This is a genomic window from Oceanipulchritudo coccoides (assembly GCF_010500615.1).
GTDB lineage: Bacteria > Verrucomicrobiota > Verrucomicrobiia > Opitutales > Oceanipulchritudinaceae > Oceanipulchritudo > Oceanipulchritudo coccoides.
In genome coordinates, this window is record NZ_JAAGNX010000001.1 from 736,588 (window position 1) to 756,000 (window position 19,413).

18 protein-coding genes and 2 tRNA genes are annotated in these 19,413 nt (G+C 54.6%); 14 read left to right on the forward strand and 6 right to left on the reverse strand.

Annotated elements, in window-relative coordinates; genetic code table 11:
- The first annotated feature begins 4 nt into the window (after positions 1 to 4).
- Both G0Q06_RS02925 and G0Q06_RS02930 read left to right on the forward strand, forming a co-directional pair.
- A complete protein-coding gene (locus tag G0Q06_RS02925; RefSeq protein ID WP_163962295.1) occupies positions 5 to 1,228 on the forward strand; it encodes an RsmB/NOP family class I SAM-dependent RNA methyltransferase in 1,224 nt (407 codons plus the stop codon).
- An 18-nt stretch (positions 1,229 to 1,246) separates the two neighbouring features.
- On the forward strand, positions 1,247 to 2,452 hold the full coding sequence (locus G0Q06_RS02930) for a hypothetical protein (RefSeq protein WP_163962297.1): 1,206 nt from the start codon (positions 1,247 to 1,249) through the stop codon (positions 2,450 to 2,452).
- A gap of 51 nt (positions 2,453 to 2,503) precedes the next feature.
- Here G0Q06_RS02930 and G0Q06_RS02935 read toward each other — a convergent pair.
- Both G0Q06_RS02935 and G0Q06_RS02940 read right to left on the reverse strand, forming a co-directional pair.
- Positions 2,504 to 2,580 (reverse strand) — tRNA-Met (locus G0Q06_RS02935).
- Positions 2,581 to 2,696: 116 nt separating this feature from the next.
- Positions 2,697 to 3,707: a glutamine synthetase beta-grasp domain-containing protein gene (locus G0Q06_RS02940; protein ID WP_163962299.1), complete on the reverse strand. Its 1,011-nt coding sequence runs from the start codon at positions 3,705 to 3,707 to the stop codon at positions 2,697 to 2,699.
- 157 nt (positions 3,708 to 3,864) lie between these two features.
- Between G0Q06_RS02940 and G0Q06_RS02945 the strand changes: the two genes are divergently transcribed.
- The 3 genes from G0Q06_RS02945 to G0Q06_RS02955 all read left to right on the forward strand — a co-directional run bounded on the left by G0Q06_RS02945 (position 3,865) and on the right by G0Q06_RS02955 (position 6,128).
- A complete protein-coding gene (locus G0Q06_RS02945) occupies positions 3,865 to 4,362 on the forward strand; it encodes a BUD32 family EKC/KEOPS complex subunit (RefSeq protein WP_238710230.1) in 498 nt (165 codons plus the stop codon).
- A complete protein-coding gene (locus G0Q06_RS02950; RefSeq protein ID WP_163962301.1) occupies positions 4,362 to 5,192 on the forward strand; it encodes a PP2C family protein-serine/threonine phosphatase in 831 nt (276 codons plus the stop codon). Before G0Q06_RS02945 ends, G0Q06_RS02950 begins: the two co-directional genes overlap by 1 nt.
- A 165-nt stretch (positions 5,193 to 5,357) precedes the next feature.
- On the forward strand, positions 5,358 to 6,128 hold the full coding sequence (locus G0Q06_RS02955; protein WP_163962303.1) for an AMP nucleosidase: 771 nt from the start codon (positions 5,358 to 5,360) through the stop codon (positions 6,126 to 6,128).
- Positions 6,129 to 6,210: 82 nt separating this feature from the next.
- Here G0Q06_RS02955 and G0Q06_RS02960 read toward each other — a convergent pair.
- A tRNA-Val gene (locus G0Q06_RS02960) sits at positions 6,211 to 6,287 on the reverse strand.
- A 126-nt stretch (positions 6,288 to 6,413) separates the two neighbouring features.
- Positions 6,414 to 7,496, reverse strand: coding sequence for a threonine aldolase family protein (locus G0Q06_RS02965; protein WP_163962305.1), 1,083 nt, complete (start codon positions 7,494 to 7,496; stop codon positions 6,414 to 6,416).
- An 81-nt stretch (positions 7,497 to 7,577) separates the two neighbouring features.
- On the opposite strand from G0Q06_RS02965, the gene G0Q06_RS02970 reads away from it, so the two are divergent.
- A complete protein-coding gene (locus tag G0Q06_RS02970; protein WP_238710231.1) occupies positions 7,578 to 9,254 on the forward strand; it encodes a glutamine--tRNA ligase/YqeY domain fusion protein in 1,677 nt (558 codons plus the stop codon).
- 42 nt (positions 9,255 to 9,296) lie between these two features.
- Here G0Q06_RS02970 and ubiE read toward each other — a convergent pair whose 3' ends face one another.
- On the reverse strand, positions 9,297 to 9,998 hold the full coding sequence (ubiE, locus tag G0Q06_RS02975; protein ID WP_163962307.1) for a bifunctional demethylmenaquinone methyltransferase/2-methoxy-6-polyprenyl-1,4-benzoquinol methylase UbiE: 702 nt from the start codon (positions 9,996 to 9,998) through the stop codon (positions 9,297 to 9,299).
- On the reverse strand, positions 9,991 to 11,592 hold the full coding sequence (locus G0Q06_RS02980; RefSeq protein WP_163962308.1) for an AAA family ATPase: 1,602 nt from the start codon (positions 11,590 to 11,592) through the stop codon (positions 9,991 to 9,993). Before G0Q06_RS02980 ends, ubiE begins: the two co-directional genes overlap by 8 nt.
- 99 nt (positions 11,593 to 11,691) lie before the next feature.
- On the opposite strand from G0Q06_RS02980, the gene G0Q06_RS02985 reads away from it, so the two are divergent.
- The 8 genes from G0Q06_RS02985 to G0Q06_RS03020 all read left to right on the forward strand — a co-directional run bounded on the left by G0Q06_RS02985 (position 11,692) and on the right by G0Q06_RS03020 (position 19,401).
- Complete coding sequence (locus G0Q06_RS02985) at positions 11,692 to 12,018, forward strand: HU family DNA-binding protein (protein ID WP_163962310.1); 327 nt, start codon at positions 11,692 to 11,694, stop codon at positions 12,016 to 12,018.
- A gap of 22 nt (positions 12,019 to 12,040) precedes the next feature.
- Positions 12,041 to 13,396, forward strand: a complete 1,356-nt coding sequence (hisS, locus tag G0Q06_RS02990; protein WP_163962312.1) for a histidine--tRNA ligase — start codon at positions 12,041 to 12,043, stop codon at positions 13,394 to 13,396.
- A gap of 21 nt (positions 13,397 to 13,417) precedes the next feature.
- Entirely contained in the window at positions 13,418 to 14,317 is a 900-nt protein-coding gene (locus G0Q06_RS02995) for an SPFH domain-containing protein (RefSeq protein WP_163962314.1), read from the forward strand.
- Between the two features lie 114 nt (positions 14,318 to 14,431).
- On the forward strand, positions 14,432 to 16,534 hold the full coding sequence (locus G0Q06_RS03000) for a sensor histidine kinase (protein WP_163962316.1): 2,103 nt from the start codon (positions 14,432 to 14,434) through the stop codon (positions 16,532 to 16,534).
- Between the two features lie 65 nt (positions 16,535 to 16,599).
- Positions 16,600 to 17,244 carry a peptidylprolyl isomerase gene (locus G0Q06_RS03005; RefSeq protein ID WP_238710232.1) on the forward strand — a complete coding sequence of 215 codons (645 nt, stop codon included), beginning with the start codon at positions 16,600 to 16,602 and terminating at the stop codon, positions 17,242 to 17,244.
- 21 nt (positions 17,245 to 17,265) lie between these two features.
- The gene (locus G0Q06_RS03010) at positions 17,266 to 18,147 is read left to right on the forward strand and encodes a class I SAM-dependent methyltransferase (RefSeq protein WP_163962318.1); all 882 of its coding nucleotides are present in this window, start codon (positions 17,266 to 17,268) and stop codon (positions 18,145 to 18,147) included.
- 4 nt (positions 18,148 to 18,151) lie between these two features.
- A complete protein-coding gene (locus G0Q06_RS03015; protein WP_163962322.1) occupies positions 18,152 to 18,460 on the forward strand; it encodes a hypothetical protein in 309 nt (102 codons plus the stop codon).
- Between the two features lie 8 nt (positions 18,461 to 18,468).
- Positions 18,469 to 19,401: a DMT family transporter gene (locus G0Q06_RS03020; RefSeq protein WP_163962331.1), complete on the forward strand. Its 933-nt coding sequence runs from the start codon at positions 18,469 to 18,471 to the stop codon at positions 19,399 to 19,401.
- Positions 19,402 to 19,413: the final 12 nt, after the last annotated feature.

Below are 19,413 nucleotides of genomic sequence, written 5' to 3' on the forward strand. Positions count from 1 at the left end.
AATAATGGAAGCGCATCGTGAGAAAGAGGACTGGCGGGAGGCAATTGCATTGCTTGTAAAATTCTGCCGCGGAGAGGCCCATTTGGATATTCTCCTGGATAATGCCCACCAGCTGCACTCGCGTTGGCTGGTGATGGAGACTTTCCGTCAATGGCTGGTCATCGACGCCCTTCTGGCACCACATCTGAAGCGGGCTCCGCGTCCGGAAGCGCATAACCTCCTGCGTCTGGCAGTCGCGGAGTGTCTTTACCGGGAGGAGGCTGACCGCCCCAAGGTGGTTCACTATGCGGTTGAAGTGGCCCGGGGGATCAAGTTGAGCAAACCGGAAGCCGGTTTTGTCAACGGGGTCCTGCGTTCGGTCCTTCGGGCCGGCAAATTCTCCGATGCAGGCCCGGAAAAGAGCCATCCGGACTGGTTGGTGAAGCGCTGGAAGAATTCCCTCGGCGAAGCAGCCACGCAACAGCTCCTCAACTGGAACCAGTCGATTCCGGGCCTCTACGTGCGAGCTGGGGAAAAGCCCGAATATTGTGATGAAACGGACTGGGCTGGCTATTTCAAGGTCCAGCAGTCCCGGAGTCCGGACGCAATTGCAGACGTAAAAGCGGGGAAAGTATACATCCAGGATCCCTTCACGCGGATCCCTGTTGATCTTCTGGACCCCAAACCGGGGGAAAGCATCCTTGATCTATGTGCTGCACCGGGTGGCAAAAGCCGTCTTCTTTCCGAACGGATGAGCGGCAAAGGTCGATTGATCCTCGTTGATAAGCCGGGCAACCGACTGGAGCGCCTTATTTCAAATTTTGCCCGGTTGGAAAAGCCCGGCCCACTGATCATCGGGAGCTTGTTGGAGAATCTTGAGGCACTGGCCCCTGAACACAATCTGGAGTGCGCGAGCATGGACGCCGTGTTGATCGATGTTCCCTGCAGCAATACGGGAGTCATCCAGAAGCGACCGGATGTTAAATTGAGACTGAAGGAAGCGGATATCCTTGCACAATCGGAGCAACAGCTGAAGTTGCTTGAATTGGCGGCGCGCTGGGTCCGTCCGGGAGGGCGTCTTGTCTACAGTACTTGCAGCCTTGAGCCCGAGGAAAACACCGCTGTGGTGGAAGCCTTCTGCAAGGCGCACGGCAAATGGAAGCTGGTCCGTGAGAAATTGAGCCAGCCATGGGAATGCGGACACGATGGAGGCGGGGCTTTCTTATTGACGATAGAGGCTGACGCGTAAAAAAAGGGAGAGCCCTATATGAAGGATCCTAAAGCGCTTTTTCCTTTCCTCTTCGCCTCAAGTTGGCTTGGAGATTTGTTACTCACAATTCTTGCCTTCTTTCTGGCCTTTACCCACGACGGGCCCTTGACGCCCTTGGTCTTCGCAACAGTTGGCTTGTGCATCCTTGCCGGTAACCTGCTCCCGATCGGATCTTACCTGATCTTCACGCGTTGGCGGGCAGAGGAGCTTCGGGCGGAACAAGCAGAGGCAACCGTTCGTGTCCGGGACGCCCTGAGGCGGTCTGAGGAAGTCATGGCCCGCCTTGACGAAGCCGACGGATCCCTTTCGAAGACCATTTTGATCGCCCGTCAAGTCCCTGAACGTATTGCTGAATCGCTACATTCAATCGAGGATTTGTCCGGCAAGTTGAACACGCTTGAAGCAGCCACCTTTACCGAACTGCTGGAAGGCAACTCGAGCAAGTTGGAGGCCCTCCAAAAAGATTCCCACTCGGTACAGCAGACCATTGACGCTCTCAAGGGCGAGCTTGGAGATGTACCGGCTTCAATTGGAAAGTTGATGAAGAGCTCGCTGGCCCAGTCTAAAAAGACGAAAACGGACGAAAACGATGTTTCGCTTGGTGAGCGCCTGGATATGGTATTCGAATCCCTTGAGACGGTTCAGGATTCCCTCGATGGACTTCTCAACCGGATTGCCGAATTGCCCACTGCAGCCCCGGAAGTGCCGGTCGCTGTTCCTTCCGAGGAATCCGGGCCCGATATCGCTGGCCCGAAGCCCGAAGCAGAACCTGAACGTGTGGAGGTGATCGAGGAAGAGGAAGACGGGCAAATCATCGAGGAGCCTGAAGCAGAAGAGCAAATTGAGCCTGAACCTGAGCCTGAGCCTGTTGCTTCGGAACAGGAGGAAATGACCCTCGGGGAAACTGAAGCGGGCGAGGATCATGGCGCCATCGCTCCTGATGTTGTCCAGTTGAGTGCCCATGCCATGGTGGGCATCAGCAACAAGATTTATATTCGTGGCGACGAGCCATGGCTTTCATGGGACGAAGGCCAACAGATGGAACTGATCGGGATCGGCGAGTTTGCCTGGTCGACGGATAATCTCAAGGAACCCATCGAAGTGGCCCTCTTTCTGAATGACGAGATTCCGGCAGAAGGCGGAAATATCCTTCTTGAACCGGGCAAGCCGGTCGATGTTCAGCCAAAATTTCCCAAATCTTGAAGGGAGAGTGGCTTGCCCTCCGAAGCTCCGAGCAAAGCAAGGAGCGAAGGATGGTACCAGGGGGCGGAATTGAACCGCCGACCTCAGGCTTATGAGTCCCGCGCTCTAACCATCTGAGCTACCCTGGCGCAATAAAGGGTGAGAATTGATAAACTGAGGGGGCTCAAGTCAAGCCAACCCTTTAAAAAAAACGGCCCTGCCGCATTGGCAGGACCGTTGAAAAAGGAACTTTGAAAGATGTCGACTAGCTGGTCGGGACTTCCTGGATCGTCTTGAGAACACGGCCCACCACCTTGTAAGGGTCGGCTTCAGAGTTCGGGCGACGGTCTTCGAGGTAGCCCTTGTAGTCATTCTTGACGAAGCTGTGCGGAACGCGGATCGAGGCCCCGCGGTCGGCCACGCCCCAGCTGAACTTGTCGATCGACTGGGTTTCGTGCAGGCCGGTCAGGCGCAGATGATTGTCTGGACCGTATGCGGCGATGTGCTCGTCACGATTCTTGTCGAAAGCGTCCATGAGCTTGAGGAAGTAATCCTTGCCACCTGTATCGCGAAGGTAATCCGTCGAGAAATTACAGTGCATGCCGGAACCATTCCAGTCGCCTGAAAGCGGCTTACAGTGGAGCTCAATGTTCACACCGTATTTTTCAGTCAAGCGCATGAGGAGGTAGCGGGCTACCCAGACATCGTCCGCAGCGGTCTTGGACCCCTTGGCGAAAATCTGGAACTCCCACTGGCCTTTGGCCACCTCGGCGTTGATGCCTTCGTGGTTGATGCCGGCGTCAAGGCAGAGCTCGAGATGCTCGTCAGCAATCTGACGGGCAATGTCGCCAACATGATCGTAGCCGACGCCCGTGTAGTATTTGCCTTGGGGATTCGGATAACCGAATTCCGGGAAGCCGAGAGGACGGCCGTCCTGCATCATAAAGTATTCCTGCTCCAAACCAATCCATGTGCCTGGATCATCGAGGATCTTGGCCCGGTAGTTGGTCGGGTGTGGATCACCGCTCGGGAGGTAAACCTCACAGAGAACGATGAAGGCGTTGTTGCGACCTGCGTCCGGATAGAGACGGACAGGCTTCAGGATACAGTCGGAATCACTGCCGTCAGCCTGCAGGGTTGAGCTTCCGTCAAATCCCCATTCTGGGCAATCTTCTACAGAAGCGGGTGCCTTGTCGGCAATCCGGGTTTTTCCACGCAGGTTCGGCTCGGGCGAGTAGCCGTCGAGCCAGATGTACTCAAGCTTGTATTTAGCCATAATTTCGATTTGTTTCAGGTGTCAGTTTTAGGCAGAAAGTCCAACGTCATGCCGGATTTTCGCCAAGTCGCCAGAAATTTATGCATGATCCGGGCCAAATTTCCAGTTTGATGATTTTTCCCGGGAAAGTTCCCCACAATCAACCAATTTTACAAAGATGCAGGAAATCAAGGATTCAAAGCAGGCCACAGTACGGATCGGTTATGACGGAAGTGTGCACAAGACCTTTCGCGGGCCGCTGGCCAAACGGCGATTTGAGAACGAATTGCGGGTGTTGAAATATCTTGAACGGCAGAATTGTCCGTTTGTGCCGAAAGTCCTGCAGGCGGATGTCGAAAAATTATACATGGCGACCACGAATTGCGGGACCATTGTGGATAAAATTAGCCAGCAAAAGCTGGAACACCTTTTTCAGGAACTGGAACAGTATGGGGTGCGTCACAATGATCCATTTGCCCGGAATGTAACGTACAACGCCGACCTTGGGCGCTTTTGCCTCATAGATTTCGAGTTTGCGACAATCCTGGAATCCGGGGAGGGCTTTTCACTCGAGGAGCTGGAGGATTTGAACAAGGACAAGAAAAACCTCAAGGCACTTGAGGAGCTGCGCCAGATCGAGGAAGAGGCCAAGCGCGAAAAGGAGGGCCAAAGCTGATGGGCGCCAGGGAATCCGATGAATGCGACTTGCGCTGGTGGGGCTTGACCGACAAAGGCCCCTTCAGGAAGAACAACGAGGATGCCTTTCTCGCCCTCACATTCGATGAGAATGAAGTGCGTCTCCTTGGCAAGGAAGGGGAGGCCGACTTTTCCCTCGGGGATTTTGTCTTTGCAGTCAGTGACGGCATGGGCGGAGCGCGGGCAGGGGAGTTTGCCAGCCGCATCGCAGTCCAGAAGATCACCGAACGCTTCCCGAAGAAATTCCGGACTGAGGCCATTCAACAGCCTGGTGGGCACGAGGCAGCCTTGGAGCGACTGACCGGCTACATTCACGCGGAGATGCGGGTTATGGGCATGCACTACGAGGAGTGCAGTGGAATGGGGGCCACCCTGAGCCTGCTCTGGCTCACTCCCGGCAAGGGCTACTTCTGTCATGTCGGGGACAGCCGTATTTATCATCTCACGGCAGATGGAAGCATGACCCAGCTGACTGAAGACCACACCCATGTGGGCTGGTTGTTACGCGAGGGGAAAATGAACGAGCGCGAGGCTCGCTTTCATGAGGGCCGCCACATGCTCCAGATGGCTTTGGGCGGATCGACCACCAACTTAAATCCCCATATTGGGTCAGTGGATATTTCTCCCGGCGACAGCTTTGTTCTCTGCACTGATGGTTTGATCGAGGGCCTGTGGGACAATACCATCCGGCGGCTTATGAAAGAACCGCCGCCCCTCCTTGCCGGCTTGCCACCAGCCCAACGCCTTCTCTCCGAAGCCCTTTCCGAGTCAGGACGCGACAACACGACTGTTATAGTCCTTCAACTTTAAGCAAAAAGATTCCCGGCTGCCGCGGACTGACACCAGTAGACGCGCAACAACCGGGAACGGGTTTGAGGGAAAGACAGGTAGATAGGTAGAGTTGTTTCACAAAGCAGTTTGCATGCCACTGCAGTTCTCCTTGCCGAAGGACGATTCACGGCTCATTCTCCCGTCATGACGCTAAAAGAGAACATTGTGAGGGACTGGTTGCCCCGATACACCGGCATCCCCCTTGAAGATTTCGGCGAGTATATCCTGCTGACCAATTTTGACCGCTATGTTGAGCTGTTCGCCGAATGGCACGACGTTCCAGTGATTGGCAAGGGCTTGCCGATGCACGGAGCCACCGCAGGGGACATCACCATCATCAATTTTGGCATGGGCAGCGCAACAGCAGCAACCGTGATGGATCTGTTGACAGCGATTGACCCGAAAGCCGTTTTGTTCCTTGGCAAGTGCGGCGGCCTGAAGAAGCGCAACCGCCTCGGCGACCTGATTCTACCCATTGCCGGAATCCGGGGTGAAGGAACAAGTAATGACTATTTCCCACCCGAGATTCCTGCCTTGCCAGCATTTGCCCTGCAAAAGGCAATTTCCCGGACAATCCGTGAACATCGCCGGGATTACTGGACGGGTTCGGTCTATACGACCAACCGGCGCGTCTGGGAACACGATCAGGAATTCAAGGATTACCTGGAAAGCAACCGGATCATGGCTGTCGACATGGAGACAGCGACCATCTTCATGGTCGGCTTCTTCAACCAGATCCCAACCGGTGCGCTCCTCCTCGTCAGTGACCAGCCAATGATCCCGGAGGGGATTAAATCGGCGACCAGCGATGCCAAGGTGACAGCTCAGTTTGTCGAGAATCACCTCCAGATCGGTGTGGATTCACTGAAGCAGCTGATCAATGGCGGGGAAACCGTCCGGCATCTGAAGTTTTGACCTGACTGCCTGAAGGCGGGACTCCAACTTGTTCCAGAATGGCTTGCCAGCCGAAGCTCCGAGCTCCGCGATGAGCGAAGGATGGTGGGTGCGACTGGACTCGAACCAGCGACCCCTACCGTGTGAAGGTAGTGCTCTAACCAACTGAGCTACGCGCCCATAAGATCCCGATTAATGAGGCTCGATTGAACCCGGTCAATACTTATAGGGTGAAAGCGGGGTGTTCCAACTTGGAATGGGACCGCCTGAAGGCGGGACTTGAGCCGGAATCTAGATCCGTCCTGCTCAATGCTTCTGTACCGGATGATCCTTGGTGTGGTCTTCCTTGGAGGAGGTGAGCTCAGTGGTGTCGTTGATAAACTGGTCGACATCCTCGAAAGTGGTGTCCCATGAGCACATGAGGCGGCAACCGCCGGCGGCAATAAAGTCGTAGAAGGACCAGCCGCGGGCGTAGAGGCCGGCGATGACGCGCGGCTTCATCTTGGCAAAGACGGCGTTGGCTTGCCGTGGGTAGAGGACTTTCACGCCGGGGATATCCTTAAGCCCGTCCTCGAGGCGGGCGGCGCAGTCGTTGGCATGTCCGGCGCGGCGCAACCATGCACCATCCCTGAGCATCCCGAGCCATGGCGCGCTCAGGTAACGCATCTTTGAGCAAAGCTGGCCCGCCTGCTTGCAACGGTATTCAAACTCCTTGGCGAGGTCCTTGTTGAAGAAGACAACGGCTTCCCCGATCGCGAGGCCATTCTTGGTGCCGCCGAGGCAGAGGACATCGACTCCCGCCCGCCAGGTGATGTCCTTTGGCGGGCAATTGAGGAAAGCGAGCGAGTTGGCAAAGCGGGCCCCGTCCATGTGCAGGTAGAGGCCCAGTCCGTGCGTGATAGCACCCAGTTGCCGCAACTCGGCGGGCGTGTAGACGGTACCGACTTCGGTGCTCTGCGTGATGCTCACGACCTTGGGCTTCGGAAAGTGAAGATCAGTCCGACGATGAACAACCTCCTCCACGGAATCCGGGGAGACCTTTCCGTCCTTTCCTTCAACGAGGAGGATTTTGGAACCGCCGGAGTAAAATTCCGGTGCGCCGCATTCGTCGGTTTCCACATGAGCCAGGGAATGGCAGATGACGCTGTGGTAGCTGCGGCAAAGGCTGGCCAGGGCGAGCGAATTGGCGGCAGTCCCGTTGAACGTGAAGAAGACTTCGCAATCAGTCTCAAAAATCCGGCGGACGGCCTCGCAGGCGCCTTTCGTCCATTCATCTGTCCCGTAGGCGCTGGCATGGTCGCGGTTGGCTTCCTCCATGGCCTCCCATGCTTCGGGGCAGATGGGCGCATTGTTATCACTGGCTAAATTTCGGGGGCGAGTCTGTTTCATGGTGTTCGGGTTGAAGCAATTATCTTCATTGCAAAATGGTCAACAACCATAAGAGTCGGTCGTTTTTATAAGGGATTGATCATGAGCGAAACAGAAAGCAGGTCCAAGAATTTTATCGAGGAAATCATTGATGCCGATTTGGCGTCGGGAAAGCACAGCCAGATTGTGACCCGATTCCCGCCGGAGCCTAACGGCTATCTGCATCTCGGGCATGCCATGTCTATTTGCCTGAACTATGGCTTGGCGCAGGAATACAAGGGCCGCTTCCACCTGCGCTTTGACGATACGAACCCGATCAAGGAGGAGGCCGAGTATGTTGAATCCATCAAGACCGACATCGCCTGGCTGGGAGCCGACTGGAAGGAGCATTTGTATTTTGCCTCTGACTACTTTGAGCAGTTGTTCGAGTGGGCCTGTCACTTGATCCGCGAGGGCAAGGCTTACGTCGATGATTCCAGCGGCGAAGAAATCCGGCAGATGCGCGGTAACCTGACTCAGCCCGGCAGGGAGAGCCCTTTCCGCAATCGCAGCGCCGACGAGAACCTGGATCTTTTCGAACGCATGCGAAAAGGGGAGTTCGGAGATGGTGAAAAAGTCCTGCGAGCCAAAATCGACATGGCCAGCCCCAACCTGAACATGCGCGACCCCGTCCTTTACCGGATTGCCCATGCCCATCACCACCGTACGGGCGATGATTGGTGCATTTATCCGATGTATGATTTTGCACATGGACAAAGCGACGCCATCGAGGGAATCACGCACAGTATCTGTACATTGGAGTTCGAGGACCATCGGCCTCTCTACAATTGGTTTGTCGAGAACCTGCCGGTCCCGCACAAGCCACGCCAGATCGAGTTTGCCCGCTTGAACACGACCTACATGATCACCTCCAAGCGCAAGCTGCTGCAATTGGTGAAGGAAGGCCATGTCACCGGATGGGACGATCCGCGCATGCCGACCTTGAGCGGGATCCGTCGCCGCGGCTATACCCCGGAATCCCTGTGGGAATTCTGCAAGCGGGTCGGCGTCGCCAAGCGGAACAAGCTCAATGATCTATCATTACTCGAATTTTGTCTGCGCCAGGATTTGGAGGCCAAGGCGGTCCGCCGAATGGCGGTGCTGGAGCCGCTCAAGGTGGTCATCACGAATCTTCCGGAGGACGCGAAGGAGACTTATTCCGGGCCGAATCATCCGGGCGATCCCTCGATGGGTGAGCGGGAAGTGGTCCTGACTCGTGAGATCTATATCGAGAAGAACGATTTCATGGAGGAACCGCAGAAGAAGTATTTCCGTCTGGCCCCGGGCAAGGAAGTTCGCCTGCGCTATGCCTGTTACATCACCTGCACGGATGTCATCAAGGATGCCGATGGCAACATCATGGAAGTCCATGCCGAGATGGATCCTGAATCACGAGGCGGCAGCACCCCGGATGGCCGGAAAGTCAAGGGAACCATTCACTGGGTTAGTGCGACTGAGAATGTTCCTTTTGAGGCGCGAGTCTATGAGACCTTGTTTTTGAAAGAGGATCCCGGTGAGGTCGAAGAAGGACAGACCTTCCTCGATAACCTGAATCCGAATTCGCTCGCGGTTTCGACTGCTTTCGGTGAGCCCGCCCTGCGTGGGGCCGCCGTAGGAGAAAAGTTCCAGTTTGAGCGGAAGGGCTATTATTGCGTGGATTTGGACTCCCGCCCAGACGCTCTTGTCATCAACCAGTCCGTCGGATTACGCGACAGCTGGGGTAAAAAGCAGGGGAACTAAGGCGCGGCTTTATGTCGCAAATTCGCGGGGTAAATGCGCTCGTTACGACGCAATCGCCTTATGCAAGGCGACAATTGAGCCTGTAAGGCCGGTGGCAGTGACGGTTTTGAAGCCAGCTGCGCGAATTTCCTCTGCAAGGGCGGACTTTCTGGGGAACTGGTTGATGCTGCCGACGAGGTACTCGTAGGCATCCCGGTTACCGGTAGCCCACTTGGCAACGGATGGCAGGATCCTCTGCAGGTAGAACCGGTAGAAAGGTTTCAACCACGGATCTGGTTGCGTGAATTCGAGGACGAAGAGGGCACCACTCTCCGGTTTGAGAATGCGATGCATTTCGAGCAGTCCCTTGTGCCGGTCCTCAAGGTTTCGCAAGCCGAAGGAGATTGTCACTGCCTCAACGCTGTTATCGGGAAGCGGGAGATTCAGGCAGTCGCCAAAGGCAAAACTGAGCTCTCCCGGAAGAGGCTTTGCGGCCTGCTTCTGCCGCGCCACATCGAGCATTGGTTCACAAAAATCAAGCGCATGAATCGGGCAATCCGCCGGGAGCTTCTTCCGCAGGGCAAATGCCACATCGCCGCTGCCCGTGGCAAGGTCCGCGACCGCCGAAGGGTTGTGACGGCGGACAGCATTCACCAACCTGTAGCGCCAGTACCAGTCAATTCCACCGCTCAGGATATGATTGGCGGAATCATAGCGACCGGAAATTCCGGAAAACATCGATTGGACCGCTTTCCCCTCAGGCATCGGAAGATTCCTCGGGTTTCTTGTTCTGGAAACTGTCCACGACCATTTTCGATAGCTCGCTGTCCGGGTTTTCGACCATTGCACCGGTGATCTCAAATTTCGTTTCCTCAAGGTTACGGGAAATGATTTTAAGCCCGTATTCAAGGTCCTTGAAGCGCTCCTCGCAGACTGCTCGAATCGTTTTGTCACGATCCACCGCAATATCGATCAAGCGGTTCCGGGCCTCCTCACTGAAGCTGACGGTCAGGCCTGTCTCCTTCTGGAACCGCTCGGAGAACGACTCAATTTCCTCGGCGAGCACGTTGCGACGCATGTGGCTGTTCGCCTTGAGGAGATCCTTCAATGATTCGTGGGGATTGGCCACGGTCTCCTGGGTGACTTCGAAGGATTTGGTCCCTGCCGAGGGTAACTCGAATTTGAAGTAGCGGAAAACCCGCTCAAAAACCGTCATCAGCCCGCGGGCACCGGTCTTTTCCTTGTGGGCCCGTCCGGCAATTTCCTCAACCGCCTCAGTGGTCATTTTGAAATCGATTCCGTATCCCTTGAAGTCCTGCTCATACTGCTTCAAGAGGTTGTCCTCGGCGCTCATGAGAATTTCACAAAGGTCGCTGGCAGACAAGGGATCACAGGCCACGCGGACCGGCAACCGGCCCACGAATTCAGGTTCGAACCCGTACTTGATCAAGTCGGAGGTCTCGACACGATGGAGATACTCGCTGGGATCGCGGTCAACCACCGCCTGGGTGTTGCCGAAGCCGATGGAGGTTGCTTCCAGCCGCTTCTTGACCGACTCAGCCAGCTTGTCGAAGGCCCCGCTGACGATGAACAGGATATGTCCCGTGTTGATGGAGCGCTTGCGGGGCTTTCCCCCGCGGCTGGCTTCCATCATGGCACTCATCTGGCCCATCATGTCGGTCGGGCTGAAAAGATTAACGTCGGTGTCCTCCATCAGCTTGAGGAGATTGATCTGCACGCCGCGGCCGGAGACATCCTTTCCACCGGCAACGTTTGAAGCCGCGGCAATCTTGTCGATTTCGTCAATGTAGATAATCCCGTATTGGGCGAGCTCGGTATTGTTGCCAGACATCTTGTAAAGGTCTCGTACGAGGTCCTCGACATCCGACCCGACATAGCCGGTTTCTGAGAACTTTGTCGCGTCGGCCTTCACAAATGGCACCCCGATCAGCTTCGAGATGTGCCGCATGATAAAGGTTTTGCCGACCCCTGTTGGCCCGAGCAGGAGAATATTCTGCTTGTGGTAGTCCCGTTCGGTCAATTTGGGGTTGTCGATGCACTGGCGAACATGGTTGTAATGGTCACAAATGGCCACCGACAGGACTTTCTTGGCTTCCTGCTGCTGAATGACAAAGCGGTCGAGGTAATCCCGGATCTCCCGTGGCTTGAAACTGAAGTTGCGAATCCTTTCAAGGGTTTCCTCAGCCTCCTTGTCCGGTTCCTGGACTTCCTCGGTTTGGGCCGCGCCTGGTCCGGGCTGGTTTCCAGGGAAGGGGCCGGCAAATTGCACGTTGCCACTCTTCAAAGCGTCCTGTAGCTTCTCCTGCAATTCTTCCAAAGGTGTCTTGTCCTTACTCATAAATTGATGTTTTATTCTGGCTTTCTTGACAGCATGTGCCTGATCATTAAGCAATTGCTCATAGTTAATCGAATTGTCCAAAGTATAACCTGAAATCAAATGTCTGCAAACCTGACAAAGAGAGATATCGTCCTGAGTATTCACAATGAGGTCAAGCGTGAGTACCCGGAAGTCTCGCAGAAGGCGATTCGAGAGATTGTCCAGAAGACCCTCGACGAAATTTCCAAGGCCCTTTCCAACGGTAAGAATGTCGAATTGCGGAATTTTGGTGTATTCGAGGTACAGGTTCGCAAATCCCGTATTGGGCGTAATCCGAATAAGCCGGAAAAGGATGTCATCATTCCTGAGCGCGCCGTCATCAAATTCAAAGCGGGTAAGGAACTGAAGGCGAATTTGAAGGATCTGGATTTGACCCAAGTGGACTAACCCGGCTTCGGCCGCCCAAGCGATGTTTGAGGTCCTACCCGGATTCAGGGATTTTTATCCTGAAAATTGCACCAGGAGAAATTTTATCTTCCAGCGTTGGAAGGATTGGGCGAAGCGCTTCGATTTTCTTGAGTATGATATCCCGACACTCGAACCGCTTGAGCTCTTCACGCAGAAAAGCGGGGAGGAAATTGTCGGACAGCTTTTCCATTTTGAAGATCAAGGGGGCCGTGCAGTTGCCCTGCGTCCTGAGTTGACTCCATCGCTCGCGCGCATGGTGGGCAGCCGGATCAACAGCCTGCAACGACCGGTGAAATGGTTTAATATCGCCGAAAATTTCCGCTACGAGCGAAAGCAGAAAGGCCGCCTGAGATCGCATTACCAGTTTAACGGGGATATCTTCGGTGAGCCGGGTCCGCAGGCCGACGCGGAGATTATCGCCCTCGTCATCAGTGTTCTGAGCGGGTTTGGGTTCAAGCCGACCGATCTTAAATTACGGCTGAGCGACCGTACCTTGTGGTCAATCTTCCTGCAGGGCTTGGGATTTGAAGGTGACCGGGCATTGGAAGTGCTCGCCGTTATCGATAAAATGGAGCGTCTCTCCAAGGAGGATCTCGTTACCCAGCTGACGCCTTTTTTTAACGATGCCGTGGATGACTTTCTCTCATCGGTTGAATTGTTGCGCTCCCAGCGTGATATTGAGGGATTACAGTCGGCCATGGAGCGGCTTGCGCCCACTGCTGAGATCAAGCAGCTGGCTGTTGACCGTCTGACCCAGTGGCGTGATCTGCTGGCTTCCCTCGAAGCACTTGGGGTCTCCGAGTATCTTCAGATTGACCTTGGGATCGTCCGGGGACTCGCTTACTATACCGGTTTTGTCTTTGAGGTGTTCCTTTTGGATGAGGATGGCCATTCCACTGGGCGTGCCCTTGCCGGGGGCGGTCGATATGATCACCTTGTTGCCCTGCTTGGCTACCCAGCCGTCCCTGCGGTTGGGTTCGGCATGGGCGATGTGGTCCTTGGGGATGCCCTTGCAGAAAAAGGCCTGATGCCACCATTGGTCAATGCTCCGGATTTTCAATGTATTATCGGTGGTCCCGAGGAACGCCAGTTGGCGCTGGAAGACGCGGCTATTTTGCGATCCATGGGTTACCGGGTGTCGTATCCGCTCAAGCAAGTTGGATTTGGCAAGCAATTCAAGCAGGCTGGGCAGAGTGGGGCGGCTTTCGCCCTCATCTATGGGAGCGAAGAGCGCGAACAGGATCGCGTCAAAATCCGCGATTTGCGCAGCGGTGGAGAATTGGATTTACCGCGTCCGCACTTGCCCCAGCACATTTCCGGTGTTATCAGTGAAGGTATTCCTGAAAAGGATCAGTAAAAACACCCAATTATTATATTTATGAGCAAAAGTAACATCACCCTCATTGTAGGGATCATTCTAGTATTTCTGGTCGTCATGTTTGGCACACGCTTCGTGAAGACCATCCCCGCCGGACACGCGGGCGTTGCCACCCTGTTTGGCGAAGTCGTTGATCAGGACTATGGATCGGGACTGCATTTCCCGGTGAATCCCCTCTACGAATGGTTTCTTTACGATATCCGTGAAGACACGATCACAGAGCAGGCCAAGGTGCCAAGTCAGGATCAGCTTCAGACAACCATCGATGTCAGTGTTCGGTTCAGCATCAATGAATCGCTTGTCTCGACCACCTATCAGCAATTTGGTTCCAAGGAGCGGATTGTCGAAAAGCAGCTGAGTCCGGCCTTGAGGTCGATTTTGCGCGAGGCTGGCAAGACCATTCCCCGGGCTGAGGATTTCTTCCTCGAGGAAACGCAGGCCTTCCTGCAGGATTACCTGAGCACGTCTCTCCGGGCCGATCTGGAACCCAAGGGCCTCAATATTGACCGGGTCCTGATCCGCAGTATTGACCTGCCCCCGTTCATCATGCGCGCCATCGAGGCCAAAAAGGAGCGTGAACAGGAAGTCGAAAAGCAAAAGGCTGAGCTGGAGCGTTACAGGACTGAGCAACAGCAGAAAATTGCCCAGGCAACCGCTGAACGTGAGGCTGCCGAACAGCAGGCCGAGAAGGTAAAGGTCCTCGCCGATGCGCAGGCCTACGAGATTCGCCAGTTGAATGAGGCTATTGCCGAGAATCCAGCATATCTTCAGTTGCGGGCAATGGATGCCCTCAAGGAGATTTCCAAGAATCCCAGCAGCAAGATTTACTTCCTTAACGGGGACAGCCCGCAACCGCTTCCGTTGATGAATATCGGGGACGTCCTGAAGACTGGCAAGTAAAGCCAACCCAGATTCCGGCATCTTGAATGCCCCGTTTCAAATTATTGACTGAGGCGCCTTGGGGATTGCCTATGTGGGTTTCATGCGCATTTTGATCGGTCAGGTCAGCTTGCCATGAATGGTTCAACGAAACTTGTTTTTTTCCTCCTCCAGTGTGCCCTTGTTTCGGTTTGTGCTGGAAGGGATTTCTTCACTCAGGCTGACTTTGATGACCTGATCCAAGAGCTTTATCACCTGAATGATTTGAATCCTGCGCTTGCCCTTGAAAGCGCCGCGCCAGCGAGGGAATTCGCTGAAGAAAACGATAGTATTCGTAATCAAGCTTACCTTTTGACGGCTCTTGCCCCGTCGAATATGATTCAGCGGGGGCTTGCCCCAGTACGACAGGACTTGATCAAGCTGCTTAATCCAGCTCAAGAATCCGAAAGCTCGTTTGAGCTTGTGCCTCTTGTTCGTCTGGCAATCGCTGATCTCTGCCACCGGCATGGCGAGCTTCGTCTGGGTTTTTATCATTCCAGTGAAGCTCTCAAGGGTGCCAACGGGAAAACACCCGAGTGGATCCGTTTTAGAATAATCAAACAAATTTCCAGACTAAGTGAGTCGGCTTTGTTCTTTCACAAGTCCCTTTACCAACTTGCAGAGATTAAGCGCCTGGCCGGTTTTGAGCGATGGATGCATCCAGTCGAATACGGGTTAATTCAAGCAGAATTATTTCTGCGGATGGGTGATGAACTGGAGATGGATTCTGCCCTGCTGGATGTTTCCAACCAGATGACTTCTGGCTTGGACCCTGATCTTGTCGGGTGGTATTTAATTCAACAGGCTTGGAGCAGCATTGCCGAAGACAGGCCCAGCCTTGCCGAGGAGCAACTCGAGCAGGCCAGGAATTGGCTGGGCGACAGTTTGTCATTAATTCTGAAGGGGGATGCCATTTTCCTTGAGGCTGTCATTCAGCACTACAACTTGCCGGATGCCGCTGTCAGTGCACTTCTTGATAGGGCTCAGCAACAGTATCAATTGGCAGGCAAATCAAGCCGGTTTCCGGAAATGCTGATCCGGGTTGTCCATACCTTTTTTGAAAACCGGATTGTTGATGTGCCCACTGTGTTTCTCGAACAGCTTGAGGGCTTCAGTCACGATGAGTCGCATCTACTCTATTGTTCCGAAGGCTTGTCGGCCACGGCAGAGCTTCTTCGTCGTGAGGGAAGGGAAGAGGAGAGTCTGGAAAAACTCAGGTTGAGCCGTCGGCATCTTGCACAATTTATGACGGAATTCGATTTCAGGCAGACTGAATTCCGAAGGGGAAATCCGGCACGCCTCTTCGCGGTTTCCCAATCATGGGAGGTATCGATTTTCTACTACATACTTTTGACGCTATCGATTCTTGTGATCATCACCCTTCTTTTCTCCATTAAAATCAGGACCCAAAGGCATGTGAACCGCCAATTATCAGATAGCGTGGAGAAGGCCCTCCTGGCCGAACAAGCGGCCGAGGCTTCGAATCTCCTGAAAAGCCAGTTTCTGGCGAATGTCAGCCATGAATTAAAGACACCCATGAGCGGCTTGGTCGGGATGGCCAGCTTGCTTGACGAATTGCTCACAGATCCTGTCCAGCGTCAATACCTGGCGACAATTCAAACCTGTAGTCAGAACCTTCTGGTCCTGATGAATGACCTGCTGGACCTCGGACGGATCGAGTCGGGCAATCTGGAGATCGAGGAAAAGCCATTTGTCGTTCGGGAATTGATCAATCACTGTCTTGAGCTGGCCAGGACATCGGTGAAACAGGGAGGCCTCGAACTGGGATCGACAGTGGAAGCTTCTGTCCCTCAAACATTGCTGGGTGATTCCATCCGGATCGGGCAGGTCCTGAATAATCTTCTGCACAACGCGATTAAGTATACCCCGGCGGGATCAATCGTCCTGTGCGTGAGTTTTGAGCCTCTTGCAGGGTGCAAGGGGAACCTTGTCCTGAGACTCAAGGATACAGGTATCGGCATTGAGTCACATCATCTTCATACGCTCTTTGAACCCTTTAATCGGCTGGGTCTTGAAGGAGTCGCTGATTCGGACGGGACAGGACTGGGTCTGGCGATTTGCCAGAAGTTGGTGGAGCTCATGAGCGGGACTATTTCTGTCGAGAGCAAGCCCGGTTCCGGATCCTGTTTCACGGTCAGTATTCCACTCAATTGCCCGGAATCTGGATCCACCAATTAGCAGGAAGGCTTCATTGATGCGTTTCAGCGCTTGAAATCCTCAGAGTGGCAGGAATAATGTCCACCATGAGGCAAAGCCTATCCATATTTTCCGTCCTGCTTCTCGTTGTCGGTTTGACCGGCTGCCGGGGCAAGAATGAGCTTGAATTGTACTATCCCGGCGACACGAAGGTCTGGCAGACCAGCGATTCCGAGGAGATGCAAAAGGTATCTGATTCCCGACCGCTTGTTGAGCTGGAGACGAACAAGGGCCGCATTGTCATTGAATTGTTCGACCAGGAAGCTCCGGTTTCGGTCGCCAATTTTCTGGAGTACGTGAATAACGGGTTCTACGAAGGCACGATATTCCACCGTGTTGAGCCGGGAATGGTCATCCAGGGAGGCGGTTTTACTGAGGACATGGAGCGAAAAGAGACTTTGCCCACGATCATCAATGAGGCAGGAAATGGCCTTCGCAACAACCGTGGCACAATCGGCGCGGCCCGGACACGTGATATGAACAGCGCAAACTCCCAGTTTTACGTTAACCTGGTGAACAATTCGGGCTTCAACGGTGATGGCGTGACCAGCGGATATGCCGTTTTCGGCCGGGTGTACGAGGGCATGTCCGTGGTGGACGCGATTGCCCTTGAGGACACGGGAACTGTGAGCGGATTGAAAAATGTCCCCTTGGAGCCGGTGATCATCCTATCTGCCCGGCAGGTCAGGTAAGGGGCCTGCGGGATTCCGTGTATGGCAGCGAACCCATCGGTGTTGTATTCCCAGTGGGATGCATTTTCGCTCCTTGACTGTGGCAGTCGCCGCAAACTTGAGCGGTTTGGTGATCATATCCTGATCCGTTCCGAGCCCAAGGCGTGGTGGAGTGAAAACGGAAAACTTGCCGAATGGCACAAGGCCGATGCTGAAATTTCCGATGCTGGAAGTAAGTGGCAGCTGCGAGGTCGGCCCGTGCGCTCCTGGCAGATGAAATACGATGAGCTTGTTTTCGAGGCCCGCCTGACGGATATGTCAAAGCACGTCGGGGTCTTTCCGGAGCAGGAACCGCATTGGCGCTGGCTCAAGGAGCGCCTTGGCCGGCGCAACCGACCCCGCGTGCTGAACTTGTTTGGCTACACCGGTGCGGCCACCCTGGTGAGTGCAGCTGCCGGGGCCGAAGTCACCCATGTGGACGCCTCCAAGCCGTCGATCAACTGGGCGCGTCACAACCAGGCGCTGAGCGGTTTGAAAGATGCCCCGGTGCGGTGGATTCTTGATGATGCCTTCAAATTCGTGGCGAGGGAAGTGCGGCGGGAGCGTGAATACGATGTTATTCTTCTGGATCCACCGAGCTTTGGCCGTGGCCCCAAGGGGGAAATCTGGAAAGTCGACCAGCAGATTTGCTCATTGTTGAAAAACATCCGGACAATCCTGTCCCCAAAAGGTGGAATAGTCGTCCTGACAATGTACAACCTTGAGGCCTCGTCACTCATGCTCAAGGGGCTGATGGAAGATTTTTTCCCGGGTGGATCCCTCGAATTTGGAGAACTTGCGCTTTCCTGTTCAGAATCGCGGCACGCGCTTCCCCTGTCTTTGTTTGCCCGGTGGGAAAGCCAGAGGGCCAAGGTGAAGGATTGATGGGATGGAGTTTTTCACCACAGACCTGAATGGTCTCACCTTGATCAATCCCGAGCGGGAGGATCGTCGTCACATTTTGGAGTCGGTGCTTCAGGATCCGGATGCGGACTATCCGGAAGTGTATCTAACCACGGATGTTGGCATAGTCATCGGCTACCGTACGGGAGGCGTTCTTTTCCAGGAGGAAGACGGGGAAATCACCCGCCTCATTGCCGATTGCAGTTTGGATGCCGCGGAGAAAGTCTGGACGGCCTTGGCAACCGGTCGTGAAGAGGCTCTTGATGAGCTTCCCTGGACTTACCTGGAGGACTGAGGTAGCTCATGGTTCCAGCCTTCATCACAACTATCCTTTGGAGCTATTGCGTCATCGCGGCTCGTCGCTCCGTTGCCCAGCTGGGTGAAAATCTTGCCAATCTGGCACGAATCCTTGTCGCGGTATTCGCCCTCGGGCTGATGGCCCATTTTCTCGGCAAGGGCCTTGGGGGTGGAGGGTTTGTCTATTTTTTCCTGAGTGGGGTCATTGGGTTTGGATTTGGGGATATCGGGGTTTTCTATGCCTTGCCGCGAATTGGATCGCGGCTGACCCTGCTTATGGCCCAGTGTGCAGCCGCCCCGATTGCGGGGCTTACCGAATGGGCCTGGATGGGCACGACAATCGGTCTGACGCAGATTCTGGCGATTGGCATCATCCTGTGCGGAATCGTTGTCGCCCTCGCGCCAAAGAACATTCCTTCCGCTGATTTGCCGACCTTCATTGCCGGAATTGCTTTTGGATTGCTGGCTGCTGTGGGGCAGGGGTTTGGCGCTGTCCTCAGTCGGAAGGCTTATGAATCGGCTCGTCTCGCTGGATCATGGACAGAGACCCAGAGCATTTCCGAAAGCCTTTGGATGGGGGCCACTACGGGATATCAGCGCCTGATTGGAGGCGCTTTGGTCATTCTGCTTTTTTACCTGATGAGTTTGATCATCCGATCCTGGCGTACATTTCCGAGGGGCGAGCATGGAAAGGCGCCCCTCCAGAGCAAGCTGAGCTACGTTTTTCTCAATGCCTCCGCAGGCCCGATTTTCGGGATTATCTGCTTTCAATGGGCACTAGCCACGACACCCAGTGCCATTGTCCAGCCGATCATTGCCATGACCCCGCTGGTTGTCATGCCGATGGCATGGTTCCTTGAAGGAGATCGTCCCAGTGGGCGGGCCGTTGCTGGTGCCCTTGTGAGTGTGGTCGGGGTCATCCTTCTGGCGATTAGCTGATCCGGTAGCGCA